The sequence below is a fragment of the Virgibacillus halodenitrificans JCM 12304 genome (assembly GCF_001310895.1).
Taxonomy (GTDB): Bacteria; Bacillota; Bacilli; order Bacillales; family Amphibacillaceae; genus Virgibacillus_Q; species Virgibacillus_Q halodenitrificans.
Map to the genome: position 1 here is coordinate 239,967 of NZ_BAZS01000001.1, position 22,978 is coordinate 262,944.

The 22,978-nt window shown below is 37.5% G+C and carries 19 protein-coding genes and 1 pseudogene; 11 read left to right on the forward strand and 9 right to left on the reverse strand.

Annotated features, from left to right (window positions below; genetic code table 11):
• Positions 1-466: 466 nt before the first annotated feature.
• On the forward strand, positions 467-1,450 hold the full coding sequence (locus tag JCM12304_RS01005; RefSeq protein WP_060678278.1) for a formamidase: 984 nt from the start codon (positions 467-469) through the stop codon (positions 1,448-1,450).
• Between the two features lie 410 nt (positions 1,451-1,860).
• On the opposite strand, the gene JCM12304_RS01010 is transcribed toward JCM12304_RS01005, so the two are convergent.
• Positions 1,861-2,649, reverse strand: coding sequence for a hypothetical protein (locus JCM12304_RS01010; protein WP_060678279.1), 789 nt, complete (start codon positions 2,647-2,649; stop codon positions 1,861-1,863).
• Positions 2,650-2,834: 185 nt separating this feature from the next.
• Between JCM12304_RS01010 and JCM12304_RS01015 the strand changes: the two genes are divergently transcribed.
• The 6 genes from JCM12304_RS01015 to JCM12304_RS01040 all read left to right on the forward strand — a co-directional run bounded on the left by JCM12304_RS01015 (position 2,835) and on the right by JCM12304_RS01040 (position 9,984).
• Positions 2,835-3,161 (forward strand): hypothetical protein, encoded by a 327-nt coding sequence (locus JCM12304_RS01015; RefSeq protein ID WP_060678280.1) that lies wholly within the window; start codon positions 2,835-2,837, stop codon positions 3,159-3,161.
• A gap of 575 nt (positions 3,162-3,736) precedes the next feature.
• The gene (locus JCM12304_RS01020) at positions 3,737-4,531 is read left to right on the forward strand and encodes an SDR family oxidoreductase (RefSeq protein ID WP_157360412.1); all 795 of its coding nucleotides are present in this window, start codon (positions 3,737-3,739) and stop codon (positions 4,529-4,531) included.
• A gap of 40 nt (positions 4,532-4,571) precedes the next feature.
• Positions 4,572-6,047 carry an FAD-binding oxidoreductase gene (locus JCM12304_RS01025; RefSeq protein ID WP_060678281.1) on the forward strand — a complete coding sequence of 492 codons (1,476 nt, stop codon included), beginning with the start codon at positions 4,572-4,574 and terminating at the stop codon, positions 6,045-6,047.
• A gap of 132 nt (positions 6,048-6,179) precedes the next feature.
• Complete coding sequence (locus tag JCM12304_RS01030) at positions 6,180-7,694, forward strand: FGGY-family carbohydrate kinase (RefSeq protein WP_256200742.1); 1,515 nt, start codon at positions 6,180-6,182, stop codon at positions 7,692-7,694.
• A 16-nt stretch (positions 7,695-7,710) separates the two neighbouring features.
• On the forward strand, positions 7,711-9,018 hold the full coding sequence (locus JCM12304_RS01035; protein WP_060678282.1) for an MFS transporter: 1,308 nt from the start codon (positions 7,711-7,713) through the stop codon (positions 9,016-9,018).
• 231 nt (positions 9,019-9,249) lie between these two features.
• Positions 9,250-9,984 carry a MurR/RpiR family transcriptional regulator gene (locus JCM12304_RS01040; RefSeq protein ID WP_060678283.1) on the forward strand — a complete coding sequence of 245 codons (735 nt, stop codon included), beginning with the start codon at positions 9,250-9,252 and terminating at the stop codon, positions 9,982-9,984.
• Positions 9,985-10,199: 215 nt separating this feature from the next.
• Here JCM12304_RS01040 and JCM12304_RS01045 read toward each other — a convergent pair whose 3' ends face one another.
• The 3 genes from JCM12304_RS01045 to JCM12304_RS01055 form a co-directional block, all read right to left on the reverse strand.
• Positions 10,200-11,222 carry a DnaD domain-containing protein gene (locus JCM12304_RS01045; RefSeq protein WP_060678284.1) on the reverse strand — a complete coding sequence of 341 codons (1,023 nt, stop codon included), beginning with the start codon at positions 11,220-11,222 and terminating at the stop codon, positions 10,200-10,202.
• 69 nt (positions 11,223-11,291) lie between these two features.
• A complete protein-coding gene (locus JCM12304_RS01050) occupies positions 11,292-11,810 on the reverse strand; it encodes a sigma-70 family RNA polymerase sigma factor (RefSeq protein WP_060678285.1) in 519 nt (172 codons plus the stop codon).
• A 122-nt stretch (positions 11,811-11,932) separates the two neighbouring features.
• The gene (locus tag JCM12304_RS01055) at positions 11,933-12,325 is read right to left on the reverse strand and encodes a helix-turn-helix domain-containing protein (protein WP_060678286.1); all 393 of its coding nucleotides are present in this window, start codon (positions 12,323-12,325) and stop codon (positions 11,933-11,935) included.
• Between the two features lie 495 nt (positions 12,326-12,820).
• Between JCM12304_RS01055 and JCM12304_RS01060 the strand changes: the two genes are divergently transcribed.
• The 3 genes and pseudogenes from JCM12304_RS01060 to JCM12304_RS01070 all read left to right on the forward strand — a co-directional run bounded on the left by JCM12304_RS01060 (position 12,821) and on the right by JCM12304_RS01070 (position 15,198).
• Positions 12,821-13,915, forward strand: a complete 1,095-nt coding sequence (locus tag JCM12304_RS01060) for a flagellin N-terminal helical domain-containing protein (protein ID WP_060678287.1) — start codon at positions 12,821-12,823, stop codon at positions 13,913-13,915.
• Positions 13,916-14,266: 351 nt separating this feature from the next.
• A pseudogene (locus tag JCM12304_RS01065) lies at positions 14,267-14,380 on the forward strand (flagellin); the annotation flags it as partial.
• A gap of 476 nt (positions 14,381-14,856) precedes the next feature.
• The gene (locus tag JCM12304_RS01070; protein WP_060678288.1) at positions 14,857-15,198 is read left to right on the forward strand and encodes a JAB domain-containing protein; all 342 of its coding nucleotides are present in this window, start codon (positions 14,857-14,859) and stop codon (positions 15,196-15,198) included.
• Positions 15,199-15,265: 67 nt separating this feature from the next.
• On the opposite strand, the gene JCM12304_RS01075 is transcribed toward JCM12304_RS01070, so the two are convergent.
• The 4 genes from JCM12304_RS01075 to JCM12304_RS01090 all read right to left on the reverse strand — a co-directional run bounded on the left by JCM12304_RS01075 (position 15,266) and on the right by JCM12304_RS01090 (position 20,958).
• Positions 15,266-16,183, reverse strand: coding sequence for a hypothetical protein (locus JCM12304_RS01075; protein WP_060678289.1), 918 nt, complete (start codon positions 16,181-16,183; stop codon positions 15,266-15,268).
• Between the two features lie 374 nt (positions 16,184-16,557).
• Positions 16,558-18,234: a peptide ABC transporter substrate-binding protein gene (locus JCM12304_RS01080; RefSeq protein ID WP_082387946.1), complete on the reverse strand. Its 1,677-nt coding sequence runs from the start codon at positions 18,232-18,234 to the stop codon at positions 16,558-16,560.
• On the reverse strand, positions 18,235-19,923 hold the full coding sequence (locus JCM12304_RS01085; protein WP_060678290.1) for a sigma 54-interacting transcriptional regulator: 1,689 nt from the start codon (positions 19,921-19,923) through the stop codon (positions 18,235-18,237).
• Positions 19,924-19,935: 12 nt separating this feature from the next.
• On the reverse strand, positions 19,936-20,958 hold the full coding sequence (locus JCM12304_RS01090) for an asparaginase (protein WP_060678291.1): 1,023 nt from the start codon (positions 20,956-20,958) through the stop codon (positions 19,936-19,938).
• A 557-nt stretch (positions 20,959-21,515) separates the two neighbouring features.
• Between JCM12304_RS01090 and JCM12304_RS01095 the strand changes: the two genes are divergently transcribed.
• Positions 21,516-22,271 (forward strand): hypothetical protein, encoded by a 756-nt coding sequence (locus JCM12304_RS01095; RefSeq protein WP_060678292.1) that lies wholly within the window; start codon positions 21,516-21,518, stop codon positions 22,269-22,271.
• A 312-nt stretch (positions 22,272-22,583) separates the two neighbouring features.
• On the opposite strand, the gene JCM12304_RS01100 is transcribed toward JCM12304_RS01095, so the two are convergent.
• Positions 22,584-22,958 carry a protease inhibitor I9 family protein gene (locus JCM12304_RS01100; RefSeq protein WP_060678293.1) on the reverse strand — a complete coding sequence of 125 codons (375 nt, stop codon included), beginning with the start codon at positions 22,956-22,958 and terminating at the stop codon, positions 22,584-22,586.
• Positions 22,959-22,978 lie beyond the last annotated feature (20 nt).

A 22,978-nucleotide genomic window follows, 5' to 3' on the forward strand; every position in this document is an offset into this window, starting at 1 on the left:
ACCTTAAAGACACAATTCAGACTTATTTTTAACAACAAGAACTAATGCTTTATATCCCGGGGCGTTTGGTTTTTATTGAAAATACCCGTTGACCTTCGTTTGGTACTAGTTTCTGTTGGAAAGTCAGTCCCTATAAAGTTTTTACCGAATTAATAGGGAATACCTTGAAATATTTTTGGTTCGTCACCCACATCAGAAATCAATGGAGTAACTCCTAAGTTTCGGGCGCAATCCACTCTCACTCCTCGAATTATGTATTATTTTGTTAAATAAAATCTCCATAAATAACTTCCTTTTAATGAACATATGATCTGCAATTTTGTCAATACAATTTAATTATAGAACCTAACCGGGTGCCAATTTAGATGAGAGTGTTCGCTATACACACCGTTCTACCTCTCAAAGTAAGAGAGCGTTTACTAGTCTCCTAATTGTGGAAAACGTTTTAAAAAAAGGAGGAATTCGGATGAGTGGCTTAGGTGGTCTAAATAAATCACCAAATGGGGTTGTTCTAGGGTTGGTACAGCTTCAGCTGCCAGTAGTAGAAACAAAGGATGATTTACTAAAGCAAACGGATAAAGTGTGTGAAATGGTACGAAAAGCGAAGCGATTTGCTGCACCGATTGATCTGGTTGTTTTTCCAGAATATATGCTTCACGGTCTCTCCATGGATATGCGTGATGAAATTATGTGTGAAATGGATGGTCCAGAGGTCGCTAAGCTCAAGGAAGTATGTATAGAAAATGATATCTGGGGTTGCTTTTCCATTATGGAATATAATCCGGAGGGTAACCCATATAATACAGGATTAATTATTGATAATCATGGAGATATTAAATTGAATTATCGAAAACTGCATCCATGGACACCTGTAGAACCATGGGAACCAGGTGATTTGGGATTACCTGTTTGTGAAGGGCCAAATGGCAGTACCTTAGGCTTGGCAATCTGTCATGATGGTATGTTTCCAGAAGTCAGCCGCGAGCTTGCATACAAGGGAGCAGATGTAATTTTACGGACAGCTGGATATACAAAGCCTATTCGTCATTCTTGGCGTATCACCAACCAGGCTAATGCATTTTGCAACCTGGCATATACGGCTTCTGTCGCTATGTGTGGCAGTGATGGTACCAATGATTCGATGGGTGAAGGTATGATTGTTGGATTTGATGGCGTCCCATTAGTAGAAGGGACCAATCGGCCTGATGAGATCATTACAGGTGAAGTTCGACCTGATTTAGCATTGGAAGCAAGGACGAACTGGGCTGTAGAGAACAACATCTACCAACTGGGACACAGAGGTTATGTGGCAGTTGAAAACGGCATAACAGACGCGCCATATACCTATATGAAAGATTTGCAAGATGGTACGTATCATTTACCTTGGGAAGATAAAATTGTTTATAAAGATGGGCAGGCATATGGATTTGATGCACCACGGAAGAAGTGAGTTGGTTTGGGGGAGTGGGCATAGTTTTACTGAATTATTTTGCGAATGAATATTTTACAATCATTGGTTTTTTTGGAACTGCTGAGGTCAGCCCAACTGGTTTAAACGGTAAAGCAAAAGGTGTGGTTATATACAACTATTCAACATATAACCCTCGAACTTGATCGAACTCATAAACCATCAATCCGTGCTTATCCTGAGTGAAGTTCAAGGACCTTACGACAATTAACTATCAATAAACCCCCTGTATAATAGTGTCATGCTTGGTTGCATGCAACTTTTATACAGGAGGTTGTTCTTATTTATATTGATTGCTCTTCCGTCCGCGAACGGTGGCTCTATCCCTCGCAATTAGGGGTGTAAAACTCTCCGCACAAGTGGCTCTATTTATTGCAATAACCAGATAAAATTTAATGTATTGATATCTCCTGGTATTCTCCCTGCTTGCGTTGATATGCTGTTGGATTAATTCTCATAAATGAATTTAATAGACTATTCATATGATCATTAATTTCAAAGTTAGAGAATAGCAGTTCATTTATAAGGTTTTCTAACTTCGGAGGATTCTTTAATAGTGTGGGAGGCAAATTACATGCTGAACAAAATTCTTTTATATAGTCAAATTTCTTTCCAGATAACCTATAGATATTTCCAGGCTCAATAATAGCTTTTTCATAAAGAATCGTTTTTACTTCTAAGGGAATGACTATGGAGCTGCATACTTTTTCTAGCACTGATTTTGCTTCCATTTCAATTGCTTTTTCTCTTATATGCGGAGGAATACGTGTATCGAGAATATACTTGTTAATAGTTGAAGTATTAAAATTAGCTTTTCTCGCAAGCTCTCTTTCGGACAAGTTATGGTCTTGTTTTAATCTCATGACATGTTCATTTTTGAAAAGCCAGCTTGTTCCTTTTTCCAAAGGAATACAAATTTTAAGTATATGAATAAGTCGTTCTTCATCGCTTGTACCTGGATAGACAAGACATGGTACTCGTACCTCTGGTTGAGCTTTCAATAGAGCAGAGTAATAGGTGAAATTCTCAATCAGTATATATTCACCTATAGCCACTTCCTGAACATCCAATGGAATTCTATTTTTTCTAGCCCTTTGTGCTTGGACAATCTTTTTTGCTCTCGCCTCATTTCTAATTTCATCGTGGTAATAGGTAACGATATTTCTTGGACTTATCAGCATTCTCCTAGTTGTCATCATCCTCACCTCAATTAAATATATGCGGCGGTCAACTCGTCTCATTCAAATGTAGTTTCCTTTTAATTGGAAATATTTGTCCTACTTTTCGAAAACCTTAATAAGAATATTACAAGAAGGATTAGGAAAAAAGGAGGGAATTTTATATAGGTAATTGGAAGTTGGGTTTTATGATTTTTGGTATACTTGCAGCTTTGGGTTTTCATGTATGGGCAGATTATTTAACTACACCCATTCAGGGGAAAGATGCCGGTGAGTTATCTTCTGAGATGGCTGATAGTATAGGATCATCAATTTTTGCTGTCTTTCTCGAAGCATTTGATAAACCCTATGAACTAAAGGAAAAGTCGTATGATCTAGTGTGGAACTTGGGTGTACCTTTACTATTACTTCTTGTTGCAACGGCTGTATTCGGTTATGTGTTCTACCATATATGTGTATCGATTTTGCGTGATGAGAATACAAAACTCACATATGTATGGAAAGGGGGGGGTTAGCGTTAGCCCTCATTTATGTTTTAGTTAACTCTGCGATAAAAACGCTTGGGATCTTATTCTTAAACTTAGCTGTCGCAGCTACAGGTGTATTTTTCTTCTTGTTCATTGGCTATTTGCTTATAACTGTCTTTAATAGTGGGGAAAGGGAAGCTTGATGGTAAGTTTGTAGATGTGCAGTCGGACTTAAAAAGAAATCCACTAAGTTATCGTGTGAGAATTATACGGTTGCTTAGTGGATTTCCTTTGTTTTAATGAGCTGTCTTCTAATGGTTGTAACAATAGATTTCACAATTGGAATTTTCATTAAATTAATTTGGATGCCGTCACTCCCCGAATTAATTAGGGCTTCTCTATTATTGTAGCTCTTTTTAATTAATAGAAGATACCAAAATGAAAATATAAGTTGATTTGTAAATTAAAATAATGGAGATATAAGCAACTTAATATAAAGAAAATTTTCCTTTTAATTTAAAATATAAATATAAATAGGAAAATTTCTTAAAAAATGCTTGATTTTTAACTTGTTTAGCATTAAGCTTAATTTAATAAATATTTATCAGAAAGGTGGCAAAAGTATGAACCCGGAAAAAAATAAGATTACAGATTTTAATATGAACTTTTTCAACTTGAAGGGGAAAGTTGCAATGATTACAGGGGGTAATTCTGGCCTTGGCCAAGGATTTGCACTTGCGCTTGCAAAAGCTGGAGCGGATATATTTGTGGTAAGTATGGCAGAGGACGATGATCAAACAAAGAAATTAATTGAAGCTGAAGGGGTTAGGTACCATCTATCGATTGCCGATATTACTAAAGATGGCGTTTGTAAACAACTTGTAGATGAATGTATAGACACCTTTGGGAAAGTCGATATTCTATTGAATAACGCGGGTATAGGCATAAATGAACCAGACGTTACGAAATTTACTCGTGTTCAATGGGATAAAATGGTATCTATTAACTTGACTGCACCTTTCGAGTTAGCGAGTGAAGTTGCTAAATATATGATCCCGCAAAAAAGCGGAAAGATTATTAACACTTGCTCTCTATTTTCATTCCTTGGAGGCCAATGGTCTCCAGCGTATGCTGCAACAAAGCATGGGCTTGCTGGGTTTACGAAAGCTTATTGTGATGAACTAGCACAATTTAATATTCAAGTTAATGGTATTGCTCCAGGTTATTTTGCTACTGATGTGACAGCTGCGACAAGAGCAAACCCTGAAACAAATCAACGCGTTTTGGATCATATTCCTGCAAATCGATGGGGGAATATTCTTGACTTAATGGGAACAATTGTATATTTAGCATCGGATGCCTCTAATTATGTAAACGGTACCTTAGTAACCGTGGATGGTGGATATCTAGTTAGATAGACTTAAAAATAGAATTTTTAAACAAAGGAGATATAATTTAATGAGCGCACAAACAATTAATGAACTTAAAAAAATTATTTCAGAGGATCAAATAGTAACAGACGAAAACCTATTATATGATGCATCTGCGGACCGTTATAAGAAATACGCGAAGGCAAAAAATGTCTTGGACGTTCCCGCACCAATTGCCATTGTTTATCCATATTCGACAGAGGAAGTGAAATCACTTTTAACTTTTTGTAACGAAAATGATATTAATGTTATTCCTCGAAGCGGTAAAACAGCTACAGAGGGCGGTCTTGAAAATTGGAAAGACACAACAATTGTAGTAGATGGTTCTAAAATGGATAAGGTTCTTAAGATTGACACATACAATATGCAAGCAACCGTACAATCAGGTGTTAAATTACAAACCTTAGAAGATGAGTTACGTAAATTAGGATATACTACTGGCCACTCTCCACAATCTAAACCAGTAGCGCAAATGGGCGGTTTGGTAGCTACAAGAAGTATTGGACAATTTTCTACATTGTACGGAGCGATTGAAGATATGGTTGTCGGTTTAGAATGTGTGTTTCCAGAGGGAGGGATTTCTAAAATTAAAAATGTCCCTAGGAGGTCGGGTGGCCCTGATATTCGCCACATTGCAATCGGTAACGAAGGATCTTTATGTTATATCACAGAAGTAACTGTAAAAATATTTAAGTTTTATCCAGAAAATAACACATTTCATGGATACTTGGTTGAAGATATGGAATCTGGGTTGGAAATGTTAAGAGAAGTAATTATAAACGGATTTAGACCGTCTGTTGCTCGGTTGTATTCAGAGGAAGATGCAAGACAACATTTCAGTCATTTTTATAAGAATAAATGTGTCTTAATCTTTATGGCAGAAGGACCTGAAGGAATTGTAAAGGCAACAAACGAAGCTATTAATCAAGCTGTTGAAAAGTTTCATTCACATGTAGTAGAAAAAGTGGATCCTGAATTAATAGAAACATGGTTTAATAATTTAAATTGGGAACAGAGCAGAATTGACGAAGAAATAAAAGATATGGTTGATAGCAATTCTCATGATGGTTTTACCACAGAAGTTTCTGCTGATTGGGAGAATATAATTAAAATTTATAACAATGTAATGTATCGGATTAAAAATGAGTTTGAGAGAGTGGATGATTTAACAATGTTGGGAGGGCATTCTTCACATAGCTATCTCAACGGTACAAATATGTACTTTGTATATAACTATAAGATTGATTGTGCTCCAGAAGATGAAATGCTAATTTATCATCATCCAATTCATGAAATTATCATTGAAGAAACTCTGAAATTGGGTGGATCCATGTGTCATCACCATGGTATTGGAAAATATCGTTCAGAGTGGACGAAAGAGGAGCATGGCTCTGCTTATTATATGCTAGAAAAATTAAAAGAAGCCTTTGATCCAAATGGTATTATGAATCATGGAACAATCTTCCCGAAAGAAGTTGAAATTAAAAAATATATCAGACCATAAAAAAAGAGTAAACGATCTAGACTTGTTCTATATTTAAATACGAAAGATCATCTGTAAAATAGCTATCTTTATCTATTCTATTTGCAAGATAGTGGCATCTTTTTTTAAAAGTCCTCCTTGGTTTACTGCATAATGACAAGCTTCAACTTGAAATCCATTTTCACCAAGGGGGATATTATTTCCAATAGAAAAGCGAAAGGCATGATATTTATGAAATATGAAAGGTATGTTATGGGAATTGACAATGGCTCTCAAAGTACAAAAGTAGTTCTATTTGACATAGAAGGCAATGAAGTTGCTTTTGGTTCATGTCCATTGCGAGATCCGTTAACTCCCGAACCTGGAGTGGTTGTTCACCCAGATGATGACTTATGGGTAAGTGTATATAATGCGGTGGAAGATTGTCTAAGTAATTTTAAAGGTAATCGACAAGCAATAGAAGGAATTGGATTGTGTACTATTCGTTGTTGCCGCGTTTTACTTAAACAAGATGGACATCTGGCCTATCCGGTAATTAGTTGGATGGATACTAGATTGTCTAAACCTTATAAACACGAAGACGATCAAGTAAAGTATGTAACTACAACCTCTGGTTATTTAGGTTTTAGAATGACTGGGGAATTTACAGACACAGCTGGAAACTATGAAGTAAATTGGCCATTAGATTGGGAAACGTTAGACTGGTCGAAAGATGATACCGTTATGGAAGCGAATGGATTGAGAAGGGAAATGCTTTTTAACCTAGTAAAACCTGGTGAAAAGTTAGGTGCCATTCGTAGCGAGCTTGCCCAACAGCTTGGGCTGAAGGAAGGTATTCCAGTAGTTGCTACCTCAAATGATAAAGCTGTTGAAGTATTAGGTTCCGGTATTAAAGACAAACATTCAAGCATGATTTCTTTGGGTACATTAATTTCCTCTATGATTATAAGAGATGATTACTTTGAAAACGCTGACAAATTTTTCCCGACTCTTGCAGCAATCCCTTTTAAATATGTGTATGAATCCTCCGGGATCAGACGGGGGATGTGGACAGTCAGTTGGTTTAAGAAACTGATTGGGGAAGAATTAGTGACGAATGCATCCAGTTTAGAGCTTTCAGAGGAAGAATTTTTAAATAGGAAAGCAGAAGAAGTTCCTGTAGGTAGTGAGGGCCTAATAACAATCTTGGATTGGTTAGCCAGTCCTAGTACGCCTTATCGAAAAGGTCTCATGATTGGCTTTGATAATAGGCACACGAGGTATCATATTTACCGATCCATCTTAGAGGCAATCGCATTTAATATTAAAAATAATATTGATGATATGTTATATGAAGTTAATACGGAAATAAAGCACATCGTGGTGACCGGTGGTGGATCCAAAAGTGATGTTTTAATGCAAATTTTGTCAGATGTATTCGGGTTACCAGTGCTCAGGCGTAAGGGAAGTAGCAGTGCGTGTTTAGGTGCTGCTATTAGTGTATGTAATCACCTGAATATTTACGAAGATTTCTCAGAGGCCATTGATCGAATGGTAAAAACTGATGTTACTTTTGAGCCAGATGAAACTAACCACGCTTTTTATAAAGAGGTGAATAATACAGTTGTGAAACATGTAAGGACACACACGGATAAGATCTTAAAGCTTTCTTATCCTATATTCCAATAAGAAGAGGGTGATGTTTGTGCAATCAAATAATCTAAAACGGTACTTTCAATTTTCGCTCATTGTTTTAGCAGGTGGTGCTATATTTCCACTCATTTATTTAAGGACAAATTACCAGGAGACCATTTTGGAAGTATATGGACTTAGTCTTTCTGACTTAAATCTTATTTTATCCGCTTTGGGTATTGCGTATGTAATTGGGTATTTTCCAAGTGGGTGGATGGCTGACCGATTCTCGGCGAAGAAGTTGTTATCAATTTCGCTTCTTGCAGTTGGTTTGGCGGGAATTTGGTTTGCGCAGGTACCAAGCTATCCATTCATCATCGTCATTTTTATCATTTGGGGTATATTTTCCGTTTTAACGTTTTGGTCGGCACATTTGAAGTTGGTTAAATTAATTTCAAAGAAAGAAGAAGAAGGAAGATTTTTCGGTATTTTGGACGGTGGTAAGGGCGTGATAGAAGCGGTCCTTGCCAGTATTGCTGTAGCAATATTCTCTGCAGTACTAGGGGCAAGTAATGCTGTGGCCGATAAGCAAGATGCGCTGGTGTCGGTGATTTATATGTATTCTGGTGTATTAATTTTAGTTTCAATATTAATCATGCTATTTGTAAAAGTTGATGATCCTGCCACGGAAAAAATAGAGATGAAAGAACAGGCGCTGGATAAGAAAAAGTCACAAGTCAGCTTAAATGCTTTTAAAAAGGTATTTACCAATAAATTTGTATTATTGCTTGGCGGTATAATATTCATGTCTTATATTGTTGCATGGACTGTTTATTACGTAGGGGGGTTCTTGCAAACTAATATTGGTGTAACCGCTTCTACAGTTGGAACTATTACTGTAGCGATGTTGTGGATGCGACCTATCGGTGGAATTGCCGGTGGCTATTTAGGAGATAAATTTGGTAAAAGCCTTATTCTTGCCATTTCTTTGGTGCTTGCTACAATTGTATTAATTGTTATTGCTGTACTACCAGCGGGGCTGCCGCATATTTACTTTAACGGATTGGTTATTTTAATTGGATTATCGGTATACTCTATTCGAGGATTATATTGGTCGTTATTGGGTGATTGTGAGATAGATGAAGAAGTACTTGGACTTTCAATTGGTTTAGTATCATTTATAGGATATCTACCGGATATTGTATTGCCTCTGGTTGTAAGTGGATTAATGACTTCATTTGGAGATACGGGGGGATACAATGCTTACTTCATATTTAGTGCAGCAGCAGGAGTTATTGCTATTATCCTAACGGTGGTTTTTGGTAGTATTGTCAAAAAAAATAAAGCAGTTTCTCAAACTAGTGACGTCATTTCCCAGTAATAATGTATAAACTCAGTTTAGCAGACAATCAGTTCTTAGCTAATAATTAGTTGAGTGTTGATTGTCTTTTTTAGTTTAGCTACCTACTATTGATGAGAAGTTTACTTTGATCAAACCAGAAAGTAATCCGCGATAAATGTGCCATATATGAATTATTTAAATTTGATATAGGATGTGTTATTCTTTCTATAAAAGATGTCTGAAAAAACATAAAAGGATAAGGGAAAATAAATGTTAAAATTGAGCCTAGATAATTTAACGGATTTGGAGAAAAAAATGCACGCTATATTGACTGAAACTGTTGCCCAAAAGGAAAAATTAAATATTGTCGAGGGTGCAGAACTGTGTAATGTCTCTCCCTCTAAGGTTTCAAAATTTGTTCGAAAACTTGGGTTTGAGAACTTTAAACAGTACAAATTATATTTTAGCGGGCAGCAGTCCGAAATAAAAATACGAAAAAAATCAAGTGAAATTGAAAGGTTGTTGCACTTTTTAGAGAATTTTGATGCAACAGTTGTTGATAACTTTGTGAGTGTATTTAAGAAATTTAATAAAATAATTATATTTGGCTTAGGACCTTCTTATATAAGTGGGGAGTATTTTGCTTACAAGCTCACCACTTTAACAGATAAAAATGTATTTGTGACTCAAAATGAAGATTATGCTCAAAGACTAGCAGATGAAGAAACTCTGCTTATCGTTTTTTCAGTAACAGGGAAATTCTCATCTTTTGAAAATTTATTTCTATCTACAAAGAGTAAAGGTGTAGAGATCATGTTAATACTGGAAGAGCAAATAGACACTCGTGACTCTAACGCAGACTATATTTTTTATTTATCTAAGTTTGCTCAAAGTGATGATTTATTGGCATTTGAAAAAACGAGGACTGTATTTTTTATTTTTATAGAGGAAATAATTTCAAGATTAAAAAGTTTACAAGAACCAATAGATGAAAAAGATGAATAATAGTGTGGGGTGCTAGTCACCCCCTTTCCTAGCTTAGCTACCTTCCCGTTTCTTTCTTTTTCTAGTGAATTTGGTGTCTCAGGCGTTACTATGAAGAATGCTTTTGTATGCCTTTGAGACTCTATATCGGTTGGGCACACATAAGAAATGGATAATCCTGACAACATAAAAAAACGTTTTCTCCCATATTTGCAATTTATTTTTAGCTTACATCCCTACGTTACACTCCCAGCATACTTCGCCAGCAATGCTTCCAGTTCCCGCTGTTCTTCAGCGGGGTCTTTTTTTGGAGTTGCAGCTCTCGTTTCTGCTTTTCGCTTTGCTTCCTGTTGCTTTTGTTTCTTGAACCAGTCAGGAATCACCTCTGTGGTGGGTTGCATTCTGGTAGTCAAAAAAGCGTGTTGCTTGTTTCGATATGCTTGCTCCTCAATTATAGCTCCATCCACTGTGGTAATGTTTTTCTTTGACCATGCTTGCAATATTCCTTTGACGTAACGCCAGGTTGTTTTATCCTGCTCCAATGCCAGTTTCATCGCATGCAACACAAGCGGCTCGCTGACATCTTTCGTCCAACACAGGATGTCTTCCATAATAAATGGACTGGGCACGCCGAAGTTTTGCTGATAGAAATGGATCGCGCCTATATTAGTAGTTGTGTTGTCCTGTTTTTGTTTTCTATTATCTTGTTTAAAGAATGGGGCGGGAGTGTGGTCATTCGTGAGGACGGTCGGGTGGTCAGTGATGTGGTTGCTACATTGGTCGGCAATGTGGCTGTTAGTAAAGTCGGCTAGGCTGGTGGGGGCTTTCTTCGGTGGGGGATTTTCTTGTGAAGTGTGCGTTCTTGCCTCTGTGCTGGGTGGTTGATTTGCTTCATTGTAAGTTGGTGTACACGCCGGAATGTGTTTGGTTTTATGTATGGCTTCTTCTGATTCGTTTATTTCCTCCTGTGCATAGTCCATCTTCTGGGAAATCATTTGATACATCGCAGCACGATTTGCTCCACGGCTTGTTACAATAATTCGGCCTTTTTCCTGTAGTTCTTTTCTGGCTGCTTTAAAGGTGGTGGACTTTAACCCTGCCATGGCCTGCAACTGTGTTGCGGCAACGGTGAATTCCTTTTTCCACCCACATAAATTATTTACATGCATGAGCACAGACCATAGGGCAACGGCAGAGCCTGATAGCGGGTCAAACATATTCTGAGTATGGAAGGCATTGATTTCTTTCATATAGTTCATCATAAAAACTCCTCTTCAAATTAGTTGATTGGTAAACCGGGAAGGGGTGAATCTTCCCGGAAAGGTGAATTATATCTCTTTTAATAATTGATAAATAGCAGGAGTAAACAGCTTTTTCCGAGCTTGTCTCCCCCAACTTTTCACAGCGTCCGTTGTGGTGTTTTCCTGTATAGCTATGTCCTTATAGGGCATGTCCTTTAGAATGGCATAGTACAGCCATTTCCATTGTTTTTCAGTTAAGTGGCTTTTTAGTTGGTTACATAATTGGTGATTGTCGAGTAGAAGATCGGTAACTGATGACGAGGGGCAGGGAGTATGGGGCTCATGGAGGAGTGGGGGAATTGGAAGTGTTTGATTACGTTTTTGCTTACGAATTTCATCCAAAAGGCGTTTACGAATCGTGTAATTGAAGTAGGTTGCCATCGGTCCTTTATCAGGGTCATATTTTTCATAAGCGTGCCACATGGCGGTAAGTCCCTCCTGAAAAAATTCCTGATGTGGATCATCAATGTTCAATCGGTGAATCTGGTAATGGATACGACGCTTGTTTTGCTGGTAGATCTGTTCAAATGTGAATGGTTTGTTCATGGGGGTGCTCCTTTGTGGGTAGTTGCATGATAGGTAGGTGATGAGGGGGAGGAATGCAGTACTTGATTGGGGCGGAGATGTGAGGTTAATGCGAAGGACGTATGGATGGTAAACGTCCCTGGTTATTTTTTCTGGTCGTTATCCTTTTCGAGGTACAATTTAATGATATTATCCAAAAAGGCCAAGTCACTTGCGGATAGGGAAGTAAAATCTTCTACACGTAATATACTTGGATTTTTTATGCCATTTTTTCTGTAGATTTTTAATAGGCGCTTGAGATCCAATATGTCAGTCGGAAGCTCTTCTGATGAATATTCCATCCCGCGAAGGAGATAATCGACCGATACATGAAAGAAGTCAGCAAGCTCCACGAGCGTATCTAAGGAAGGGGCTCTCTCTTCCCTTTCATACATTCCGTATACATTGGTAGTGAAGCCTAATAACGCACTAATTTCCTTTTGCTTATAATCAGAACGCTCACGAAGATTCTCCAACCGCTGCCCAAGTCCCTTCATAACAAACACCTCTTCCTGCACGCCTAAAAAATACCACAAAATGTGTGAGGAAAAGGGTAAACACACGGAATGAGTGATTGTTTGGTTATTTACGGTTGTATTGGTTACGTATTGTGTGTTTTTGAGTGGAAAAACTACTTAATTGAAGTTACAAAAAAGAATTAAATTATTTCTAGAATTTTTTTGTTAAATTACTAAACATAACTTATAGGTCGTCCGATATAAGTAATGTAAGCATCAAGAAGGGGACTTACACTTGGTGGAAGCCTGGTGAAAAGGTCTATATTATAGATGCTTAAGGAAGTGAGATGGGTGTGGTGAAGAGAGAAGACAAGCTCGGGAACTTTACCCAGATATGTATCATGAACCACGAAAATTCCCTAACTGTTCGTGGGGAGTTTCCCAACGGTAGTAACTCCAATTAATGGAGCTATTATATATAACAGGTCAAATGGATGTGACTTGTTAAAAAACAAAACATGGAGGTAAGGAAAAATGAGAATTAATCACAATATCGCAGCATTGAACACATATCGTCAGTTGAATAGTGCTTCAAATGCTCAATCAAGTTCAATGGAGAAGTTATCTTCAGGACTACGTATTAACAAAGCCGGAGATGACGCGGCAGGTCTAGCAATTTCTGAAAAAATGCGTGGGCAAATTCGTGGGTTAGATATGTCTTCTAAAAATGCTCAAGACGGTATTTCACTAATACAAACTGCTGAAGGTGCATTAAACGAGACACATGACATCCTTCAACGTATGCGTGAATTAGCTGTACAAGCTGGTAACGATACAAACACGACATCTGACCGTGAAGAAATTCAAAAAGAAATTAACCAAATGACTTCTGAAATTAACCGTATCGGTAACACTACTGAGTTCAACACTCAAAAATTGTTGAATGGTGAAAAAAATGTTGGAACTACTGGTAATGCAGCGGAAGTTTCATTTGACTTAACAGGGATGACAGCAGGAACAGTCTCAGTATTAGGTAAGGATGTTTCCTTTGGTACTAATGTAACTGATACTGTTACAGCGGTTAAAGCTGCAATCACTGGTGATGCAGATTTAAATGCTAAATATGATGTTTCTGGAACTGGAAATGAAATCATTATTACTTCAAAAACTAACGGTGCTGACGATGCGTTAACAGCCAATCTTTCTGGTGCAACAGGTGTTACTGATGCTGAAGTAGCAATTACAGAAGGAAAAGCTGATGGAGCAGCATTAAACTTCCAAATTGGTGCAAATGAAAACCAAAGCCTTACTCTTGATATTAGTGATATGAGAGCAGTTGCTTTAGGTCTTTCAACTACAAATGCATCAGCTGATGCTAAATTGGCTGTAACTAATGGTACAAGTAGTGCACCTGCTGAACAAGCTCTTAGCGTTCTAACACATGATGACGCAGCAGCTACAGTAACAACAATTCAATCAGCAATCGATAAAGTATCTGCTGAACGCTCTAAACTTGGAGCTACGCAAAACCGTTTAGACCACACTATTAATAACTTAAACACATCTTCTGAAAACCTAACTGCTGCGGAATCTCGTATCCGTGACGTAGATTATGCTTTAGCTGCTTAAAAGCAGTAACAAGCACAGTCGTCCTAGCTGGTAACGGCTAGAGATAATTATCGGGTGAATTGCTGGAAACCCCTTAGAGCTTTTTTTACCACAACGTAGTTGGAAACGACAAGCGTGAGGGTTTGAAAAAAAGAAAAGATATGGGCAATCAGCAGCCAAGCTCCTGTCTCGAAAGAGTGGAGAAGGTTCAACGACTAGGATAAACCATCTAAAAGCTAAGCTCAAGATGATGAAATCCATAGGTGAAGCAATGTATCATCAGCATTGTGAATCCGAAGTGCCCGACCCCTACTAGAAAATTATGAGGGTGAAGATATAGTCTAGTCATTTATGAAAGTAAATGTTCGCACGATGGCGAAAGAAATGATGAACCAAACGAAGAATTCTATTCTTTCTCAAGCAGCACAAGCAATGTTGGCTCAATCCAATCAAATGCCTCAAGGAGTATTACAACTCTTGAGATAGTTGATAAGAAGGGCGTCTAGCTTAGTAATGAGCTAGAGTATAACTGGGTGAATTGCTGGAACTTCCTAAAGCTTCATCAACTACAACGTAACTGGTAACGGTCAGCGTGAAGGTGTGAAAATGATGGAGATGAAACAATGGATAATCAGCAGCCAAGCTCCTGTGAGGAAACTCTGGAGAAGGTCCAACGACTAGAGAATACGGTCTAAGGCGCAAGCTATGGCTATGAATCTCGTAGGGCAGCAAAAGCTGTTCGAAGTGCCCAGCTCCATTAAAACATGGATGAAGATATAGTCTATTCTGTGACCGAAAGGCATAGCGGCAAAGCAAGCCAATCAACAACCACAAGGAGTATTACAACTACTTCGTTAATATTAGACTTTATACAGGAGACTCTAGTTCATATTCTAGAGTCTCTTTTGTATGATAATCAGTAAAAGGAAAATGTTGAAAAAGCAAATGAGGGGTGAGCTGAAATGAAAGATTTAAAAAAGAATAGAAGTTATATTGGCCAGAGTGATTATACAGAAGGGCGAACGGAACTACCAGCCATTGACATCTGCCACATCAAGCATAGTAAATACAATGGAATGCTTCAAGCCCGTCATTTTGAGCAACTCGACATCAATCCTTGTAGGCACTCACATCCTAGCGGCAAAAGTGCTGAAAGCAGGAGGACGTGGAAAAAAACTAAAGGATTAGTAGAAGCAGGCAAAATCATTTGCATTGATGTTCTTGTCCATATAGTGCTGGGTGATGGAGAATACGTTTCCATGAAGAAAAAAGGATATTTTAGGGCTGTGTCTTTCTTACATTAGCTACCGCAGAGAGGCCCCCGTCGCATCTTCCTGCTTAGCTGTTCGTCTTTAAAAAACTGCACTAGCATCATCCATTTTCAAAACACCAATATGCAACCTGACTCTGATTCCAACCAATAAGTTGTTTAATCAACTGCAGATTCCTTCCATTCTCACCACTAATAACTATTTGATATCCCCTGAGTTCCTTTAGCTGTTTCAGATGTTTTATATTTGCTTGATAAAATTGCAAATACGAATCCCGGCTCTCCAGTTGTGAAATGATTTTATTTGTATAACGAAGCGAGTGATTAATTTCATGTGTAGGTTTCACGAGAAGTATATGTTCAGGCAAATAGATTGTAGTTCTTCTAGGGTAGATTGGTTCTTCTGATGGTGAATTACCATTAAGTGTTTTTCTTTTCATACATGGTTGCATATATGGTTCAACTAACCTTAAAAAATAGTTCATTTGTACTTGGTCATATAAAATTAACCGATTTTGTCCGTCAAGCTTAAAAGATAAATTGAATTTCACCTGAAGAATGTGTTGCAAGAATGCATTTTCTTCCTTAGAAAAGCTGTCTGTTGAGAGGATAATCTTCTGAGGCATATTCTGGCATTTTTTTAGGTGTCCATCATCCTGATACCACCATGCCAAAGCTTCCGCATCCAGGTAACAAGTAATAAAATCAAATGGTAGCCGTTTTTTTCTATTTACATACCATGACCTTTCCAGGCTAGTGATTGCTGTACTTGTTTTTGACTGTACAATATAGGATTCTGACATGCCCATTTTGAGCCGTGGATCAATAGTCTTTTTATATTTAGGTGGATTGAGAGAAATAAAATTTCTTAAAGACTCATAACAATAATTGCTCCATTGCAGATCCTCTTTTCGGTGTATAAATTGGAATCTTGGCTTTCTGTCTTGTTGTTTTGTAATACATCCGTCTCCTAATAACTTACCAGTTAGTCGGGATAAGTAAGTATTAACTTTACACATATAGGCCTCCTAATATAGAGAATGTACGTTCTTATGGTTTATTATAGCCTAGATCTAAATCTAATACGAGAGAAAATACTTTAACTATTAACGTCTCCCACTAAAACTTCAATAGTTTTAAGTGCCAGTCACTCCTCGACCTATGTAATATTTTGTTGAGTGATTTTGCTAAGCTTTGGAAAGAGTGGGGTTACTATAGTTATAGTCTATGACTTTGCCAAGCATTTTTCTGTAGCTAAGCTTCCTCCTGTTTTTTTATTTCTTGAGAACAGCTTATGCCTGACCTCATAGCCATCCTACATTTTCCCTACTCATTCTTCTCACAAAATCCATAAAAAAGGAACTAGACAAAACCTAGTTCCTTCTCTACTTTCCTATTCCCCCGCAACAACCTCCGCCCACTTATATTCATACTTAGGGCCAAATGGTCTGCTAATCACTCCTTCAATTTTAGGAGCAATTAATTGGGAGCGGCCGCTTTGGTATAGTGGTACAACTGGCACATCTTCTGCCAATATTTTTTCTGCTTCCAAGAACGCTTCGAAGCGTTTTACTGGATCAAGGGCTAGTTCATCTACTGTGCTTTTAACCAGCTTGTCATATTCTTTATTGGAATAACCTGTTTTGTTATTCCCGCCGTCCGTTAACCATAGATCCATCCATGTGTATAGGTCGAGGTATGAAGGTCCCCAGCCTGCAATCTCTATTTGATAATCCATATTCGTATCTAAATCCAGACGTTGTTCAAAAGGTACCTGTTTTAATTTGACAGATAAACCTGGCAAATTATTGCTCAATTGGTTAGCGAGATATTCACCTAATGTTTTTGAGATTTCGGTGTCACTGCTTAAAATTTCAAGCTCTACCTTCTCCTTGCCAATCTCTTTAAGGCCTTTATTCCATAACTCTTTTGCTGCTTCTACATCATACGTGATTAAATCTCCATTGATTTCGCGGAATCCTTCTTCGGTTTCAGGGTGTTTGGCGAAATTCTGGGGAGCAAAGCCATTGGAAACGATAGATCCATCATTCAGCAATTCGTTAACTAGAGAGGACTTGTCTATTGCCATACTTAATGCTTTGCGAATATTATTATTGGCAAGTGCCTCTGATTTAGTTTGATTTAATTTTAAGTAAAAGAGAGCTGTTTCAGGTGTAACGACAAAGTCATCCTGTGCGCTAAACTGGTCAACCAGATCGGAATTTAAATCTGTGCGGTCCACTTTGCCGCTTTCATATAGATCAACACTTGTCTGTGGATCTTTTACTACATCGAAGCTTAGTTTCTCAAGCTTTACTGACTCTTCATCCCAGTAATCCGGGTTTTTTACTAAGTTCCAGGAGCTTGATGTGCTTTCCCAATCTTTTAATAGAAATGGTCCATTGGACAATAATGTGTCGGCGCTTGTTGCGAATTTGTCGCCCTGTTCTTCAACAAACTTTTGATTTAATGGCATAAATGTACTTCGAGTTGTTAATGATTCAAAATACGGGGTAGGCTTTTCAAGTGTAATAACTAATGTGAAATCTCCATCAGCTTTTACCCCTAAATCCTCCATATCTTTTTCACCTTTATTTATTGCTGTAGCGTTTTTAATTACGCCACCCATCATGTATGGGCCATACTCTGAACCTGTCTCCGGATTGACAGCACGTTGCCATGCATAGACGAAATCGTGTGCTGTGACAGAATCTCCATTTGACCATTTTGCATCCTCACGAAGATTAAAGGTCCATGTTAATCCGTCTTCACTGACTTGATGATCTTTTGCTATTCCGGGTTTTAAATCAAGGTTGTCGCCAAGTCGGTACAAGCCTTCTCTGCTTTCTCCGATGAATTGAAATGAAATTACGTCTGTTCCCATATGAGGATCCATCGTAGGAATTGTATCCTTGCTAAGCAAACTTAATTCTTGCTTCGGGTCACCATTCTTGTCTGTACTATCTTCGTTTGCTGCGCTTTCGCTATTTCCACTTGAGCAAGCGGAGAGAAACGCAAATAGCAAAAGACCAATTGTAATTAATAAGTTAGACCTTAAAAACTTCATCATTTATTTTCCACCTTTCGTACTTTCATGCGATTTTAAATAGTCTTCGATAAATTCTTCACCTGACCGGGAAATGGTTGTACCGGCTCTTCCTTGACGTACAATCGTTAAACCCAAATTTTGAAGCACTTCTAATCTTGCCCGTAATTGTTGCTCGGAAAGGGTATGTCCTTTTTTCTCCAGATGTTTTTTTAAAGCATATCTGCCAAAAGAAACATACTCTTTTTTTCCTTCATAGAAGGCCTTTAAAATTTCGATACTCTCACCAAGGAATCCATGTTCTTCTATTTTAGAAATAATCATCTTATTTTTATCGATATCTATGAATTTCTGTTCATCTACCTTTGAACGCAGGTAAAAAGGTAGAAATTTCATTCCTATAGGGCTCTCTTCCAATAAAGATAAATAGGTGATTACATCATATAGTTCCTTCACATTATTGTCCCAAGGATATTTCATGAAAAATTCCAATACTTCATCTTTAAAGGTAATTTCATCTTTCTGTATTCGTTGCTTAATGTTATTAATTAAAGGCAAAAGGTCTTCTTTTCTCTCAGATAAATTGGGAACTTTTAAATAGTTTTCATTCAACAAATGGAAAAGTTCATCATAAAATAAGTGCTTTTTAACCAATTCTTTGCAATCTTTGGAGCTTGTTGTTATCACTCTAGCTTTAAATTGCCTGTCATTAAGTTCTTGAAACAGTCTTTTTTGCATTGCTAAAGGCAGTTCTTCAATATCTTCTATACAGATCGTTCCATTTTCATCAGACTCAAAAGCTCCAAGGGAGTCGCTACTATTTTTTGATCCGAAAAGAGCTTCTTCCATTTCGCTTAAATTTTTTGAATTGCAATGAATAGAAACGAAAGGAAGCTCTGATCGATCAGAAAGATTATGGATTGCCTGGGCAAGCATGTTTTTTCCTGTACCAGGCGCACCTTCAATATGAATGTATTTTATATGACTGTTTTTAGCATAATCCTTTGCCAGTTCAACAGTTTCTCTCATACTGTCGCTCGTATTAATGATATCTTGGAAAGAATAATTGGCGACATTTCTATTGTTTTTCGTTCTATCTGTTGCTGTTACATCATTATTTTTACTCGATAAAGAAACACATGCTTTAAAATAGCGCCTTACTATTTGTGACTTCGCCGTATCAATCTCCAGCAGATGGATTATCTCTTCCACAGTGTTAAAATCCAATAATCTGGAACCTATATCAATGACATTTGATAATTCTTTTGGCAGAAGATGTCCTTCTCCAGGGGTCACGATATAGTCGATTGTTTTTGGCATGGCTTCGGTTGGTGAATAAGCTTGATAATTGTGTTCAAATACGGTCTCGCTTAGTGACTGAACCGTTTCATCTGCGTTTGTCTTATTATCATTTACAACCAAAATCTCTTGGCCTGGGGGCAGGTTCAATAATTCTTTCGTATTCACATAATTGATGTCACGCTTTGCAACAACGATTGGACATTCCTCAGGTATTAATTCATTCACAAGTCCTTTAATCAGGTTGTTTGAAAGAACAACAACATCCCCTTTTGCGATTGTTTGACGCTGTATATCTTTTACAGTTACGGAATGAATGTTCACCTTGTCTCCAATTATTTCTTTAAGCTGCTTGGTGATTGTATTTGAAAATTTTTCTTGAATTGCAATGATGCTAACATTTCTAATTGTCATTACTTACAACTCCTAAGCCAATGCAATATGCTTTAATTGAAAATGAGGGATCAATTCACCAATGATTTCATTTCGGGCATTTTTTAATTTGGGATGGTGATATTCTTTCAATTGTTCGATCTGATTGTTTTCCAGTAATCCAAGCTGCACAAGTGTTTCCATTGCAGCAGGATATACCGCTCTTCCATTACCATCGGCAACTTTTATGGCAATACCTAATCCGGTTTGCGTATCTCCAATACAGTAGACTCCTTCAGCTCCTGCCTTGCCAAAGAATCTGGCTTTTCCGGCGATCATAAAATCTGTACAAAACCGATCTGTACCTCCGACCATTTCAGGTGCTGCAGTCATTGCTTTTGTAACCCGACGCACATGCTCGGCTCTTTCTTTACCAAGTGATTCGGGATTTGCCATTCTTGCGAAGCCATAAGCAAGTCGTTCCAAAGGTAAACCATGTACTGGAACCCCGCAGCCATCAATACCGACTTCAATATCCTCTTGCGGGTAGTCACATATTTCACTAACGGTTTGCATAATGCGTTGTTGGACAGGGTGATCCAGCTCATAATAGGTGTTAATAGGTTCTCCCATAAACATTGCTGTTGCCAGCATCCCTGTATGTTTACCTGAACAGTTATTAAATAAAGGAGTAACTTCCTTATCGTTTTTAATCAGATTTTTATACGTTTCCTGCCATCTTGGTATATGGGTGCCACATTGCAGCTTCGTATCATCAATCCCGACACGTTTTAGAATGGATGTCACTCGATCTGTATGCATCGCTTCACCACTATGGGACGCGGTACAAAGGGATAAGTCAGCATCACTAAATTCATAATAATCCGCTGCACCAGTCTCCACGATTGGTATAGCTTGAATAGGTTTCATCGAAGAACGGGCATAAATATTTTTGTTACTATTTCCAGCATAATGCAGCAACGTTCCTGCAGAATCAACGACAGCAATATGTACATGATGCGCGCTCTCTATATGATTACCTCTATGAACTTCAATTAGAGCATCGTTTTCATTCAATTTTAACCCCTCCTAATTTTCAGAATATGTTAACATACTAAACTATCTGACAACCAATTACAACCTATTTTTTATGGGAATTTTTGAATAGGTTGTAATTGGGTGGGGGAGAGGACGTTGTGTTGGGTGCTTGGAGCTGCTTGAGTTATGTAGTGTTTTGTCGAATGAATGTTTTGTATATAGCTATCTTTTGGGAAGTGCTGGGGTCAGTCTGGACTGTTTTAAAGTCGTAAGGTAGAGGATATGGACATATATAGTCTATAACCGCGGCACTTGTTTAAAATCATACGATATCTTTTTGAGGTTTTCTTGAGTGCAGTTGGAGGACCACGACAATTAATCACTAAAAACCTCCTGTATATTTGGATCATGCTTTTTTGTAAGCAATTATTTACAAGAGGTTATTTTTATTGCTGGCTTTCCCACCAGCAAACAGTGGCTCTACTTGTCCTTAATAATTAGAAAAACTTTATTGAACAAAAGTTTTCAAGCGTTTGTTAGTTATGTTAATAGGACAATCGTCCTGCTTCATATAGTGAAGCAAGGAGGATGGTCGTATGAGCAACGGAGAATTAACATTAATACCAATTAGTAATATCCAAATGATTACAAAGAGTGAAGTCCACTTACCTTCAAAAAATGCATTAAGGGAATTAAAGACGCTAACTCCAATACCTTCAATATTAATATACTTATATAAATGGAATGGAGAACTGTTCTATGTAACTGATTTTCATGAAATAGCTTTACAGAAAAAATATAATAGTAATGCAGTAGTGAATGCCCAAATTATAAGTCCTGATTCACGAGACGATATAGTGTACTTAACGTTACGGAATTCAATTACAAATAAAGTTGGTATCCAGAAATTAAACCAGTTTCGTTTTGACTTGGTCAATCAACTTGAAAATGCTGATCTACAAAGTATTGAGGACAGAACAGGTTTTACTATGAAGCAAATCCTGCAATTTTCTTTTCACGAAGAAATGACTAAAAGAGGAAAGCTTTATGCAGAGAAAGCACGTGATCTTACCATGATGAATAAAATTTGGAGTTCCTCCATTTTGTGCAAAAAAGCTCCTCATATTCGAAAGCATCTTGAATTTATGCGGATTGATGGAAGCTTAACTTCTTTTCAACTTTATTTTATTGAGAAATATGCAAGGTCAGTTACGATGCCCTTTCACAAGAAAAAGAGCGTGTATGAAGAACAAATATATTTACTATTATCACAGAAAGAACCTCGTGAACAACGGTTATTTAATGAGGTTGAGTATTGGGGGATGGTGGGGAGGCCTCCTTCTGCAGCTTGATTGAAGAATTTTATAGTTCTAGGTGGCTGGCATCTTCCAAATTTAAAACACACATTGGCTAAATAAGAGGTTGTGTCAGTTGATGTAAAAGATGCGGATTTTATTTGCCAGTATAGTGGTTATTACAAACTAAAAATGTAGTCTTTGGCAATTAACTTATATATTGGTCTTTGAAGTTGCTGCATAAATAAAAAACACTTGCCAACCTCTCCAATGGAAAATTTCCAAGGTCCAAGGCATGAAGGAATAGCATATTCAATGTAACAAATCCCCCCAATACTAAGTTAATTACACTTACTATCAGGGGGATTGTTATATTTGATACCTTGTATCTACTGGCTTTTTAGGTACATTCATTTCCTCGGTCTTATAAATCGCTTTTATAACAGTGGATCGAAGCAAGCGTTGAACTGTATTTCCTTTTAGACGCATCGACACACCATTAAAGGAATCTTTATAGGTATTAATGATGAAATATTCAATATTGGATTCCTCTAACTGTTTGAGTTCCCTTTGAAATATCTGGTGGCTTGTTTCAACCTGCTGTTTGGCTTGTTCCATTGTCAAATTTGATATACATGTGGCCACGGCAGTTTTGGCAGGTTTTATTTTAAACTCAATTATTATGCCAATGTATTCGTCACTAGCAATGTCTATTTTTGGGTCAATATATATATTTGACTGCATTCATTTTCACCTTTTGCTAT